This is a genomic window from Rhodopirellula sp. SH410, from assembly GCF_055811895.1.
In genome coordinates, this window is record NZ_CM147949.1 from 63,419 (window position 1) to 76,824 (window position 13,406).

Here is a 13,406-nt window from a genome sequence, read left to right on the forward strand (position 1 = left end):
CCGGGCTCACTCCAGATCCGGCTTATTGAGCCGAGTCGCTTAGCAACGCGGGATCAATAACTGGCGTAGTGGATCTTGTTAAAGATCCATCCAGAACAGGATCTTTAACAAGATCCACTACGGTAAACCCGTCACTTATCGAGCCGAGTCGCGTAAGCGGCCCGGTGGCTCGCGTTACCCGATGCCTGACGGCATTCGGCTCATTTGAAAACGAACGACTTGCAAAGCACTGCCCCCACCTTCAATTCTGAAAAATGAGTATACCCATGAGAGTCAATGACAACGCCGCTCGACGGAACTTTCTCTACGGACTCGGTGCGTCACTCGGATCCGTCGCATTGAGCTCGCTGTTGCAAGCCGACGACGATTCGGCGAGATCGGGTGTCAGTGTATCGCCGTTGGCTCCCAAACAGCCGTTGCTTCCGGCGAAAGCCAAGAATGTCATCATGTTGTTCATGGAGGGCGGGCCGGGGCATATGGACACGTTCGACCCCAAGCCCGAGTTGACGCGACTGCACAAGACGGAGTCCAAGTTGTCGGCCGGGCAGGAAACCGGGTTCAAGTTTTTTGTTGGCAGCCCGTTTGGGTTTCAGAAGGCCGGCAATAATGGGATTGAAATGTGCGATCAGTGGAAGCATCTCTCCGATCCTTACGTTGCTGACGAACTCTGCAACTACCGAGGATGTCAAGCTGAATCGCTCAACCATCCCGAAGCCTTGTTCCATATGAACACCGGCAGCCGCTTGGGGGGCGATCCTGCCATGGGGGCGTGGGTGAATTATGGCTTGGGTACCGAAAACCAGAATCTTCCTGGTTATGTCGTGATGACTGAATTGGCGCTCCCTCAAGGTGGCCCCGGAAACTGGAGCAATGGGTTTTTGCCCCCGTATTACCAGGGAACTCGCTTGCGTTCGGAGGGTTCGCCCATCTTGGATTTGAAGCCACAGTCGTTCAAGTCTCGCGAACATCAGCGTCGAGCGCTCGATGAACTGGCCAGACTCAACCAGCAGCATCTGAACTCGCTCGGTAGCGACGACCAGCGTCTACAAGCACGGATGGAGAACTATGAACTCGCGTTCCGAATGCAAACCGAAGTCCCCAACGTTGTCGACCTAAAACAGGAGTCGCAAGCCACTCTGGATTTGTATGGGCTCGATCAACCGGAAACGGAAGTTTTCGGTCGGCAGTGTTTGATGGCTCGACGGCTCGTCGAAAATGGGGTGCGGTTTGTGCAGATTTTCAGTGGGGGATGGGACAGCCATGACTATCTCGAGCGAGGGCATACCTCGAGAATCAAAAGTGTCGACAAGCCCGTCGCGGCTCTGATTCGGGACTTAAAGCAACGTGGAATGCTCGAGGATACCCTTGTCATCTGGACAGGCGAATTTGGTCGTACGCCCGACAACAATAAACGCGGTGGAGTGTACTCACTCGGGCGCGGCCACAATAACCAAGCCATGACGATGTTGATGGCTGGGGGCGGTATCAAGCCTGGTGTGGTCGGTGCGACCGACGAACTCGGGGCTAGCGCCGTCGAATGCGTGCACCCGATTCGCGATTTGCATGTCACCCTGCTAAACTTGCTTGGGCTCGATGACAACAAACTGACGTATTTGCACGCGGGCCGATACAAACAGCTCAGCCAATTTGGTGGCGAAGTCATCAAAGAGCTCATCGCTTGAACTCGAATGATGGCGTCACCGCCCATCACCCCTGGTCTCACCGCCTCCGTATTGATTCCCCCGATAGAGTGTGTTCATGAAATTTTGCTTCGCTATCTCGCTGAAATTGACCCTGTTGGCAACCCTATCGCTGTATGCGTTTGGGACCCTCGCCAGTGCGGCTGACCGACCGAACATTCTGTACATCATGTCGGACGATCATGCAGCGCACGCGATCTCTGCATACCAAGGTCGTTTAGCCGAGATCGCGCCAACGCCGAATATCGATCGTCTTGCCAGTGAAGGTGCGTTGTTCACCAATGCCTTCTGCACCAACTCGATTTGCTCGCCATCCCGCGCCTGTGTTCTGACGGGGCAGTACGACCATACCAACGGCGCATTCGATTTGAGCGGGCGGGTATCACCGGGCGATCAGATGCTGGCGATCGAGATGAAGAAGGCCGGATATCAGACGGCAATGATCGGGAAATGGCATTTGAAAGATGAACCCGCGGATTTTGATTACTACTGTGTGCTGCCTGGACAAGGCAAGTATCACAATCCCGACTTTCGAGTCCGCGGTGACAAGCCCTGGGGCAAGAACCTCATCCACTTCAAAGACAAGCACGTCACCGATGCGATCACGGATTTGACACTCGATTGGCTGGCCGAGGGGCGGGATCAGAGCAAGCCATTCTTTTTGATGCACCACTACAAAGCGCCCCATGACTACTTTGATAACGCCGAGCGGTACGAGTCGTATCTACGGGATGTCAATATTCCAGAACCTGAGACGCTCTGGAAACGTGATCCCAAGTTCGGTTCCCTCGCGACTCGCGGTGCCGATGATGAATTGATTCCGCACATCGGCACTTCGATCGGCGGTCGCAATCCCAGACGATCGTATCTCGGTGACCTGCCGAGTCTGTATCCGGCTGAGTTCCCAGTGGACTTCGATCCCGCGGACTACAGCGATGAGGAAAACACGCGTTTGGCCTACAACGCCTATCTGAAAAAGTACCTTCGCTGCGTGAAGGGGATCGACGACAACCTCGGCCGCCTCTTCGACTATCTCGAGCAGAGTGGCCAGATGGACAACACGCTGATTATTTACACGGGCGATCAAGGTTTCATGCTCGGCGAGCACGACTATCAGGACAAGCGTTGGATGTACGAGCAGTCTCAGCGAATGCCGTTTTTGGCTCGCTATCCCAAACAGATCCCAGCCGGCCAACAGTTCGACACCATCATTGAAAACGTGGACTATGGCCCCACGATGCTTGATTTCGCTGGTGCCGAGATCCCAGCGTCGGTCCAAGGGCATTCGTTTCGATCCTTGCTCGAGGATGGCGAAGAGCCCGAGGGATGGAAGCAGGAGGCCTACTATCGATATTGGATGCACATGGCCCACCACGACAATCCGGCGCATCTCGGTGTCCGGACGAAAACTCACAAGCTGATTTACTACTACGGTTGTAACTACGACGGTGGCTACCAGACACCGGCGGGTTGGGAACTCTATGATCTGGTGAACGATCCCCAGGAAACTCGCAACGTTATCGACGAGCAGGAGAATCAAGAGTTGGTCAAAGAACTCAAAAATCGGCTCGCCGAACTTCGCACGCGGGTTGGAGACGACGGCAGTCACTTCCCTGAGTGCGAGGCAATCGTGCAGGAGTTTTGGGACTATGACGAAGCCGATCGCGCCAAAGCCACCGAAATTTCGCACGAGTATTTGAAACGCCGAAAAGCGGAACTGAAGGCGGGCAAAACCAACGTGCAGACTTGGGTCGGAAATTAGTCGCGTTTTTATTTTTGACCCTAACCGCGGGGTGATTTTGGATATTTGTTCGTAATGAGCGAGAACCAGAACACACCAGCGGAGACGATTCGACAGATCAGCCTGCATCAGGCTGCGCTGCTCGCCTACATTCTCGTTCTGCTGCCGGATCGCAATCAGGCGCAGGATATTTTGCAGGAAACCAATGTTATTCTGTGGCAGAAGATCAGTGAGTTTCGTGTCGGCACCAACTTCAAGGCTTGGGCGTTTCGGGTCGCGTATCTGCAGACACTCGCTCATTTGAAGAGAGCCAAACACGGGAATTGGCTGGGGTTTTCTTCGGATCTCGTCGAGACGCTCGCCAGGGAAGCCGAGCCGCTGTTGTCGGACTTTGAGCAGCGGCACAGTGCCCTGCGGAGTTGTGTGGAGAAGCTGCCAGGCAAGGACCGCGAAATTGTGCAAGCGCACTATGAAAGTGAGCGGTCACTCGCGGAAGTCAGTGCGGAGATTGGGCGGAGTGTCGGCGCGTTGAAGCAGGTTCTCTTTCGAGTTCGGAAAACGCTTCGAGCCTGTATCGAGCTCCGGCTCGCCGAGGGGGCAGCGAATGTCTGAACAAATCCCACCGGTCGACGACGATCTCATCGAGTTGATCGAGGCGGCTGCGAATTGTGAGCTGTCACCTCAGCAGCATCAACGACTGGCCGAGCGACTCGTGGCGGATGTGGATGCACGGGCTGCGTTCATTCACGCCCGGGCCCTCGATGCAATGCTGTCGCATGAGTTTCCAGCGGTCCAGCAGGGCCTGGCCTCCAGTGCGTTGGAGATGTCTGGGCAGGATGGCGTTTCAGTCCGCCCTGCGAGATCCAGGCTATTTATCCTCGGACTTGTCTGCATTGCTGTGTCAGTCGTCGTGGCCTTTGTTGGGACGCCGCTGATGTCGGGCCCAAAACCTGTCGCCACGCTGGTGTCGAGTGAACTCGCCGCGTGGGAGAGTTCGCTACCGACAACACCCGGCTCAGAGCTCGTGCCCGGGATTCTCAAACTGAAATCGGGGATCGCAACGATTCGATTTCATTCGGGTGCCGAAGTCGTTCTGGAATCCCCCGCTGAACTCGAACTCATTTCTTCCATGTGCGGGAAGTTGGTCGAAGGCGCGGCGGTGATCGATGTTCCCGATACGGCGGTTGGCTTCGTGATCGCGACTCCCGACGGTTACGCAATTGACTACGGGACGCGGTTTGCCGTGCAGGTTGATACGGTCGCCCAGCGGTCCGACTTTGAGTTGCTCGAAGGAGAGATTGCCGTGCACCATCGGAGAACCGGAAATGAAATTAGGCTGACTGAGCCGCACAAGGCGGTCACGGTGCAGGAGGAGTCCGTCAGCGTCGTTGACCTGGAACAACGGTCGCGGGCACCGGAAGTCGTGGGCGATGTTGTGCGGATCGGCACCGACGGCAGAGCCACTTCGGTGCTTCGTAATGACAAACGTCAGAAGTTTCTCGATCCAGAAATACTGGCCGTCAAGAAGACGGACAACGGCAAGTGGGACCATCGCTCGTTTTTTGCCTTTGATCTGTCCACGATCGATGTCAGCCGAATCGACTCGGCCAAGGTGCGGTTGAATCTGGTTCCAAGTCGGCGTGGGTTTGCGTCGCGATTGCCGGTCGTGAATCGATTTGGACTTTATGGATTGCTCAATCCCGAGAAGGCGGACTGGCCCATCGACTGCACTTGGGAAGCGGCACCCACGCCCGAGGACGGTGTCCTGTTGGGGACGTTTGATGTTCTTCGCAGTCAGCAGCGTGGCGCATTTGGAATTGCCAACAGCACGATTGTTGATTTTCTGAAAAAGCACCCTGGCCAATCGGTGACACTGATTCTGGTGCGTGAGACAACCCAGGTGGAAGGTGAGCGGCCTGGCCTCACCCATGCGTTTGCGAGCGATGCTCACCCCGAGGCCGTTGGGCCACTACTCGAACTGACATTCGAATAGAGTTTCTATGTTCTTTTGGTTGAATCCTATGAGTCGTGTTTGTTTTTACACCCGATTGATTCTGTGCGTAGCGATCTCGATGTGTATTGCCATCGAGACATGCTCGGCTGAAGATCAGACGCGTCAAGCGCTCATGCCCGGTGCACATCAGGCCGTATTTCAAAACTACTGCTTGGATTGTCACGACTCCGACACACAGGAGGGCACGATTGATCTCGAATCGTTGCCACTGGAAATCAGTAGCGACATGGCCACTGCCGAGCGATGGGCAAAGGTTCTCAATGCGATCAATTCAGGCGAAATGCCTCCGGCGGATAGCGAGCCGATATCAGACGAGGAAAAGACGGCGTTTCTTCGAGACTTGTCCGAACAGATGGTGGTCGCGCGGAAGATTCTCAGCGATTCGGGTGGCGTGATCACGCTGCGTCGTCTGAACCGCCGCGAGTATGCCAACACGATCGAGGATTTGCTTGGCGTTCAGCCCGATGTATCCAATCTGCCCGATGACCAGGCGTCGGCGGGATTTGATACGCAGGGCGCTTCCCTGTTCATGTCCAGCGACCAAATCGAGCAGTACCTTGCAGCGGCGAGGCGGTCGCTCGAACTGGCATTGTTGCCTCGCAAGGAGCAGCAATCCAAGACCATTCGCATCGAGCCCGAAGAGTACTACACGCCGCATTATGCCGCTGCCGCGGAGGAGATGCGGGATAAAAAGCGGCGTGGTGAAGCGTACTTCGCGCAAACCGAAAAAGCAGCTTCGGAGTTCGGATTTCTGGACGATTATGCGGCGAAGAAGCAGCGTCACGTTGAATGGTTGCCGCTGATGGAGGACTACCTGAGTCGGCCGGAGACGGCGACAGGTGCCACGCTGATCATGACGATCAAGCAGGGCGGTTATACGAAGATCAAACTGCCCATGCTCCGCGAAAATCAGGAGGGACGCTACACCGTCCGCGTCCGCGCGGCCGCCTATCCCAACGCGAGCGAGCGGTTGCATTACCTTGAGTTTTCGCAGTCCGATTCGACGGGACAAACTCGGTTGGGTTGGAGAAAAGTGACCGCGCCGCTGACCGACCCTGAAATTGTCGAACTCTCATTCGTGCATCGACCGGGTGAGAAAAATCAGATCGTGATTCATCAACGCAGCCACCAGGACCGCGCCGACAAAAACCAGGCGACGATCGATATGCATGCCAATGGGATTGGCACACCGCCCGGGCTGTGGGTCGACTGGGCGGAACTGATCGGCCCCGAGCCCTACGGTCGACGTGAGGTGCTGGCCAAACAAATACTTTTCAATCAGTCAGATGATTGGAGTGACGAGCAGTACGCGCACGAGGTTTTGCAGCGTTTTGCGTGGCGAGCATTCCGAGGCGAGCAGCCCGACGAGGGCTACGTCGGCAAACTGATGCAGCGGTACGCCGAGAACCGCAGTCAAGGAAAAGGTTTCACCGAGGCGCTGATCGATCCCCTGTCGATCATCCTGACTTCGCCCAGCTTTCTTTACATGATCGAATCGTCTGGCGGCGAATCGTCGTCGCTCCTCACAGGCCGTGAGTTAGCCGTTCGCCTATCGTACCTTCTTTGGAGTGCTCCGCCGGATGACGAGCTGATGGGCCTGGGCCTGAGCGGCGAACTGCTCGATGACGGTGTGCTGCAGACGCAGGCGTCGCGACTGCTGGCCGACGCACGCTCGGACGCGTTCGTGACCGGTTTCGTTGACCAGTGGCTACAGATGGAGCGACTGGGCATGTTCCAGTTTGATGGTGTGCAGTTTCCAACATTCGACAACGCCGCCCGCGAATCAGCCCGCGAGGAGATTTTTGAATCTTTTCAACTGCTCCTTGATGAGAAGCTGCCGCTGCAATCGCTGCTGAAAGCGGACTATGTGGTTATCAATGATTTGCTGGCCGCCTACTACGGCATCCCCGGCGTCGAAGGCCACGAGTTTCGCAAGGTTCCGGTCCCCGAGGAATCGCGGCGCGGAGGGCTGCTCGGCACCGCGGCGGTGCTGGCGATGGGGTCGGATGGTCAACGATCTTCGCCCGTCGAGCGAGGTGCTTGGGTGTTGCGCAATCTGCTCAATGATCCACCGCCACCGGCACCCCCGAACGTACCAATGCTCAGCCGGTTGGACGGACAGATTCTCTCCGCCCGCGAAGTCGCTCGCGCCCACCAGGAGCAGCCACAGTGCATGAATTGCCATCAAAAAATTGATCCCATTGGCTTTGGGCTGGAGAACTTCGACGCCGCCGGATTGTGGCGAGAGACGGAAGAAATTTACACCAAGGTGAATTTTCTCAAGCGAAAGAAGGTACAGGAATTCATCATCCAACCGGGCGGCCAACTACCCGATGGAGAACCGTTTGCCGACTACGTTGAACTTCGCGATGTCGTGGCAGAACGCGGTGATGACTTTGCCCGAGGTTTTACGGAGTCGCTCATTTCCTATGGCTTGGGGCGGCCCTACGGATTCACCGATCAGGGATTGGCAGACGTCATCCTCCGCAGCGCCAGTAACAGGCAGTACGAAACCGGTTCGTTCATCGAAGCATTCGTTCAGTCGACGGCGTTCCGTTCGAAGTAAACACGCAGCGGCGCCACATTTCAGCAAACTCACTCAGTGCACTCAAAATCACCCATAGGAATGCAAGATGAAGAATCAACAATTGACACGTCGCGGAGTTCTTCGCAGCAGCAGTGCTGTCATTGCTCTACCGCTACTTGAATCGTTCGGCTTCAGTCGGTTTGCGAGCGCCGCACCGGTCGTGACGGCCCCGGCCAAACGCATGGTGTTCTTAGGCATGGGCTATGGTGTGACCGCTGATCGCTGGTACCCCGACCGCAGCACCACGGGCTATGACTACGCGCTGCCGGAGTTGCTCAAGCCACTTCAAAAGCACAAAGCTGACATCACCATCATTCAAAACCTGATGCATCAGTATTCCGCCGATGGACATAGCGGCAGCACGTTCTGGCTGACGGGAGCCAATCGGTACGAAATTCCGGGTCAGAGTTTTCACAATACGATCTCTGTCGATCAGGTTGCTGCAGAATCCTTGGGAGAGAATACTCGATTCACATCGATTCAACTCGCCGCCAAGGGCCATTCCCATTCCGGCGCCGATGGGCACGGTCCCGGAAGTTCGCTGGCATGGAATCGATTTGGAAAACCAGTCGCGGGACTCAACACACCCGTCGCTGCATTCCATCGCCTGTTTTCCAACGATGCGACTCCGCTGGCACTGCGTCAGCAGCGTTTGCAGGAACAGCGCAGCGTACTCGATACAGTACTTGCCGACGCGAATTCAGCCAGCCGTAAACTCAACCCATCCGATAATCATAAGCTTGACGAGTATCTCCAATCCATCCGCGAGATGGAAGTGCGGCTCGGTAAGGAGGAAAAGTGGTTGACTGTTGAAAAGAAGTTGCCGCAGAATCCTGTCTCCGAGCCAAGTGAATCGCTAGAGGGGCTCGAAGAGATTCGCATCATGTACGACCTGATGGTCGCGGCCATGCAGGTCGATGCGACGCGCGTCTTCACCTACCGAATGCCAGCGCAAGCGTTGATTGAGAGCCTCGGGGCAACCATGTCTGCTCATAGCATGAGTCACTTTTCCGAGGGCGAGCGGCGCACGGTATCCCAGTCACGCGACACCGCACACGCCAGGTTGCTGGCCGAGTTCATCGACAAGCTGAAAGCCTCCAAGGAGTCCGATGGATCGAGTCTTTTCGATCACAGCTCGATCGCGTTTGGTTCGAATCTCAGCTCCGTTCACTCGCTGACGAATTGCCCCACACTCGTCGCAGGCGGTGGAGCCGGTATCGAGCACGGACGCCATCTCGTGATGGACGATCGAAAGACCCCGCTGTGCAACCTTTGGCTAAGCTTGCTAAAAGGCTCCGGCATCCCGGCGATCTCATTCGGCGACTCGAACGGTATCATTGAAGAATTGTTCTCCGCATGACGCTCCGCTACCCGCCGGATCGGAGTGACGAAACGACGTTGATAGAATACGTAGGATCGATCGGAGAAAGCATGACCGAGAACGCAATACCAGCAGTCGGAAAAATCGATGAATAAGCAATTCGCAGCGGTAATCTTCGCCTTTTATGCGTTTTCGACGTGTGCGTCGTTTACCCATGCATCCGGCGCAGAACGTCCACCGAACGTCATTCTCATCTTTGCCGATGACCTGGGGCCAGGGATGCTTGGATGTTACGGACAGCAAGTCGTGACGACGCCCAATATCGACCAATTGGCGGCCGAGGGTATGAAATTCACGAACTATTACGGCGGAGTCTTTTGCGCTCCGGCACGCTGGACGCTGCTGACGGGGATGCATGATGGCCGTCTCGGTGGCTGGGCAAATAGCCGCGCGGGGCTCCCGATTCTGCGAGATTCCGGGAAGATTACCGAAGAACAGTATCAGGCACGACTGGCCGCACTCAAGCAGAATGCGAATCCGATCGGTGACAACGAAATCTTTCTGGCGCAAATCGCTCAGCAAGCCGGATACGAGACGGCCCAATTCGGGAAACTCGATCGTGGTTTCCTTACCTGGCACGAACGAGTCAAACGGTTTGGGTGGGATTTCTACGAAGGTTACTACGACCACCAACGCTGTCACGGTTTCTATCCGCCGTACCTGTGGCGCAACGGTGAACGCTTTGAGTTGCCCGGCAACACCCTGGCGGACTGTGGGAAGACCAGCGAGGCGGGTAACGAGCCGGTTGGGTACGGTGGTGAAACCTATTCGCAGAATGTCTTCATCGAAGGCATCTTGAACTACTTACGATCGCACCAAGATCAGCCATTCTTCCTCTACCATCCCACTCAGTTGCCCCACGGGCCGGTCGCGATCCCGGAGTTGCATCCCGATTTCGTGGACCATCCGACGATGACATTGGCGGAAAAGAAGTATGCGTCCATGGTCAAGATGCTCGACGATCACGTCGGGTTGATCATGGATGAGTTGACGTCATTGGGGATGGATGACAATACGGTCGTCCTGTTTTCCTCAGACAATGGACACGAGCTCTACTACGGGCCGAAGCCCGACTACAAGAGACAGCGACTGCCCAGCGGAGAGGCAGCGAACTTAACCGACAAAAAATGGCGTACCCGGGAACACGGTGATGTTTTCGATGGAGCCGGTGGTCGCGCGGGTCTGAAACGCAGCGGATACCAGGGCGGCATGCAATGCCCGCTGATCGTCCGTTGGCCAGGCAAGATCGCGGGGGGGACTGAGACATCGCTGTTGAGTTGCCACTATGACTTTCTGGCGACGTTGGCCGACCTCGTCGGTGAAGAAACGCCAGCCGGAAAAGACGGCATCTCATATTTACCGACGCTGCTCGGTAATCCGCAGGATCAGCGGCATGACGATGTCGTCGTCAACAACCACTTCCAAGCCATGGGCAGTCGCGCCGTGATTTCGCATGACGGTTTCAAACTCGTCGAGGCGGATAGGAATCGCGGTCTCTTTCAGCTCTACAATCTTGCCGATGACAACGAAGAGCGAGTGGACCTATCGGCGCGATACCCCGAAAAGGTTGATCGATTGAAGCGAATCCTGCGCCAGCAAATCGACTCGCAGCGACCGGATCTGAGATGAGAGCATCCCCTGGATGCCTCAACCGGGAAGCGTTCGGCTCGAGAGCATGCTCAGCCCCGATGCTTGGCTTGCCTTCGGAACTCAGAGGGGGTCACACCGGTAGCGCGGCGAAACGCCCTCGAAAAGGCACTCTGATCGTAGAATCCGCTGTCCAGTGCAATCTCTGAGAGCGAATTCTCGGTACTGAATAATAATCGTGATGCGACGGCAATGCGCGTTTTGCTGATGAACTGGCTCGGCGTCAATCCGAACAGGCGTTTGGTGAGTCGGGCCAATCGCTGCAACGACATTTGCGACTGCTCTGCAAGCGCCGACGGCGTGTTGAGTTCCATCAAGTTTTGTTCGAAGCCATCCAACACGGCCGCGAACTTTTCCGGTATTTCGTGTTTCTCAACCGGTGCGCGAACATCACGTGAGAAGCCAACAATCCCGACGGTTTCTCTGTCGTCGTTGACGATGGGAAGCTTTGTCGTCAAACACCAAACCGGTTCATGGGGCAGGTGCCACTGCATCTCGAGATGATCGATGAGCGGCATGCCGGTCCGCAATATCTTGGCATCCTGACTCGCGGGGACGAGCCCAAATTTCCCAACGCAAATGTCCACAGGACGCTTTCCAATCGCGTCTTGGCATCGTTTCAATCCATGCCGTCGGGCCAGTGACTTATTGACCGCCAGGTAGCAACCGCCACCATCTTTGACAAAAAAGGCTACGTCGGATGCGTGTTCAAAGAGCTGTGCCAGAAGCTCAATGTCGATCGAGCGTACCTCTCGAAGTGCTCCGCTGTTGAACCCGGGACTTGCTGGACTATTCATGCGAGACGTTTTCGGCAATGCAGTGAGCGGGGGCCAAAATGACACGGTGTTGCAGAGGTTCGGCGGGGACTCCTCGGCGGGTACTCCTCGGCTGGTACTCCTCGACGGGGACACCTCGGCTGGCACACCTGGACGGGGGGAATCACCGGATCGATGCGGTGTGCCAAGACAACCTCTGACGCATGCCTCCCTCGGATGAACCGAGCTTTATCGTTTGATATCGAATGCGAATAACAGATCTTGATCACGAATAAAAAGCGTTTGGTTGGCGATCACCGGGTGGGCCCAAATGGCGCCGCGGTCGCGTGGCAGTTTTGTTTCTCGCGGCAGCTTCAATTGCCCCACTTGTTTGAATTCCGATCGACTCGGTTCGAGTAGGATCACGGTGCCATCACCGTCGTTGTAGCAGTACAGTCGTCCGTCGGCGTACGCGATGGAACCGCTCGTGTTGCCGCGGATTTTCTTTTGCCAAAGTGTCTCGCCGCTGGCGAGGTCCTGTGCCATCCAAGTCCCCCCGTCGACTTTGGTGAAGCCATAAATCACACCATCAACGAGCACGACACCGCCGTGATGATTGAGCATGGTTTTATCATCGAGGTGATAGACCACATCCGCTGTGATCGACTTGCTGCTGCCGGTCAGTCTCAGGAGTGCGTTGCCTGCCCCATAATCGCTCGTGTGATAAATTTTGTCGGCACCAATCAGCAGCGGTGTGGGGATTGTCGCAGTCTCATTTCCGGTCAATGAATTTTCGAAGAGCTTGGCACCCGACTCACAATCGAAGCCGACGACACCAATGCCTGCCGCGGTGACGTAGTATTCGGTCCCGGCAAAGGAGCCTTTGAGAATGGAGGAATAGTGGGCCTGTGCCTCGACGCCCTGGGAGCTCCAAAGCAATTGGCCATTTTGACGATCGAGCGCTACCATGAAATTTTTACCGCCGGGTTTGACGACCACGCGATCGCCATCGATCAGCACCGATTCACTGTAGCCCCACTTTGGGTAGCCGCCGCCGTGATCGGCAACCAAGTCGACTTTCCACAGCAGATCGCCGGTCTCTCGCCGCAATGCCGCGACCACGCCGATATCCGACAAGACGAATACCTGATCGCCATCGACAGTGGGAGTGCTGCGAGGTCCACCCCCCCAGCCCCGGTTGTACTCTCGCCGTGTGCCCGCGGGGGCGATGTTGGACTGCCAGATGGGCGTGCCTGTTTTCGAATCAAAACAACTGGCAACGCATTGCTGTTCGATCTCGCCCATGGTGTAGAGGCGCCCATCGGCGATCGCTACGGAGCTGTAACCGGCACCGACATTGCTGGCTTCCCATTTCAGTGTCGGTCCCTTGCTCGGCCAAGTCTGGGCGAGCTTTTGCGGGGCGGCATGCGCGTCACGTTGCGGCCCACGCCACTGGGGCCAATCCGTTGACTCAGCGTGAGCAGGGGCAAAGCCAGGCAGGCAGCACACGAAAAGGATGCAGGCTGCAAAACACGGTGTGGCACGCATCAAGATATATCTCAGCAGGCGAGGGGAAACCGA

At 56.3% G+C, this 13,406-nt stretch carries 9 protein-coding genes; 7 read left to right on the forward strand and 2 right to left on the reverse strand.

The window, feature by feature from the left end:
- The first annotated feature begins 266 nt into the window (after positions 1-266).
- From SH410x_RS00215 to SH410x_RS00245, 7 genes are all read left to right on the forward strand, one after another.
- Entirely contained in the window at positions 267-1,682 is a 1,416-nt protein-coding gene (locus SH410x_RS00215) for a DUF1501 domain-containing protein (protein ID WP_473673574.1), read from the forward strand.
- A 76-nt stretch (positions 1,683-1,758) separates the two neighbouring features.
- Positions 1,759-3,462, forward strand: a complete 1,704-nt coding sequence (locus SH410x_RS00220; protein WP_473673576.1) for a sulfatase family protein — start codon at positions 1,759-1,761, stop codon at positions 3,460-3,462.
- A gap of 54 nt (positions 3,463-3,516) precedes the next feature.
- A complete protein-coding gene (locus SH410x_RS00225; protein ID WP_473673578.1) occupies positions 3,517-4,053 on the forward strand; it encodes a sigma-70 family RNA polymerase sigma factor in 537 nt (178 codons plus the stop codon).
- Positions 4,046-5,434: an iron dicitrate transport regulator FecR gene (locus SH410x_RS00230; RefSeq protein ID WP_473673580.1), complete on the forward strand. Its 1,389-nt coding sequence runs from the start codon at positions 4,046-4,048 to the stop codon at positions 5,432-5,434. The genes SH410x_RS00225 and SH410x_RS00230 overlap by 8 nt, the downstream gene beginning before the upstream one ends.
- A 28-nt stretch (positions 5,435-5,462) precedes the next feature.
- Positions 5,463-8,021: a DUF1592 domain-containing protein gene (locus tag SH410x_RS00235; protein ID WP_473673582.1), complete on the forward strand. Its 2,559-nt coding sequence runs from the start codon at positions 5,463-5,465 to the stop codon at positions 8,019-8,021.
- A 67-nt stretch (positions 8,022-8,088) separates the two neighbouring features.
- Positions 8,089-9,402, forward strand: a complete 1,314-nt coding sequence (locus tag SH410x_RS00240) for a DUF1552 domain-containing protein (RefSeq protein ID WP_473673584.1) — start codon at positions 8,089-8,091, stop codon at positions 9,400-9,402.
- Between the two features lie 108 nt (positions 9,403-9,510).
- On the forward strand, positions 9,511-11,052 hold the full coding sequence (locus SH410x_RS00245; RefSeq protein WP_473673586.1) for an arylsulfatase: 1,542 nt from the start codon (positions 9,511-9,513) through the stop codon (positions 11,050-11,052).
- A gap of 50 nt (positions 11,053-11,102) precedes the next feature.
- Here SH410x_RS00245 and SH410x_RS00250 read toward each other — a convergent pair whose 3' ends face one another.
- Positions 11,103-11,867 (reverse strand): AraC family transcriptional regulator, encoded by a 765-nt coding sequence (locus SH410x_RS00250; RefSeq protein ID WP_473673588.1) that lies wholly within the window; start codon positions 11,865-11,867, stop codon positions 11,103-11,105.
- A gap of 207 nt (positions 11,868-12,074) precedes the next feature.
- A complete protein-coding gene (locus tag SH410x_RS00255; protein ID WP_473673590.1) occupies positions 12,075-13,373 on the reverse strand; it encodes a PQQ-like beta-propeller repeat protein in 1,299 nt (432 codons plus the stop codon).
- Positions 13,374-13,406: the final 33 nt, after the last annotated feature.

Bases quoted from the DNA above. Each gene is read 5' to 3' on its own strand.
- SH410x_RS00215 (WP_473673574.1), top strand. From the start codon at position 267: ATGAGAGTCAATGACAACGCCGCTCGACGGAACTTTCTCTACGGACTC.
- SH410x_RS00220 (WP_473673576.1), top strand. From the start codon at position 1,759: ATGAAATTTTGCTTCGCTATCTCGCTGAAATTGACCCTGTTGGCAACC.
- SH410x_RS00225 (WP_473673578.1), top strand. From the start codon at position 3,517: ATGAGCGAGAACCAGAACACACCAGCGGAGACGATTCGACAGATCAGC.
- SH410x_RS00230 (WP_473673580.1), top strand. From the start codon at position 4,046: ATGTCTGAACAAATCCCACCGGTCGACGACGATCTCATCGAGTTGATC.
- SH410x_RS00235 (WP_473673582.1), top strand. From the start codon at position 5,463: ATGAGTCGTGTTTGTTTTTACACCCGATTGATTCTGTGCGTAGCGATC.
- SH410x_RS00240 (WP_473673584.1), top strand. From the start codon at position 8,089: ATGAAGAATCAACAATTGACACGTCGCGGAGTTCTTCGCAGCAGCAGT.
- SH410x_RS00245 (WP_473673586.1), top strand. From the start codon at position 9,511: ATGAATAAGCAATTCGCAGCGGTAATCTTCGCCTTTTATGCGTTTTCG.
- SH410x_RS00250 (WP_473673588.1), bottom strand. From the start codon at position 11,867: ATGAATAGTCCAGCAAGTCCCGGGTTCAACAGCGGAGCACTTCGAGAG.
- SH410x_RS00255 (WP_473673590.1), bottom strand. From the start codon at position 13,373: ATGCGTGCCACACCGTGTTTTGCAGCCTGCATCCTTTTCGTGTGCTGC.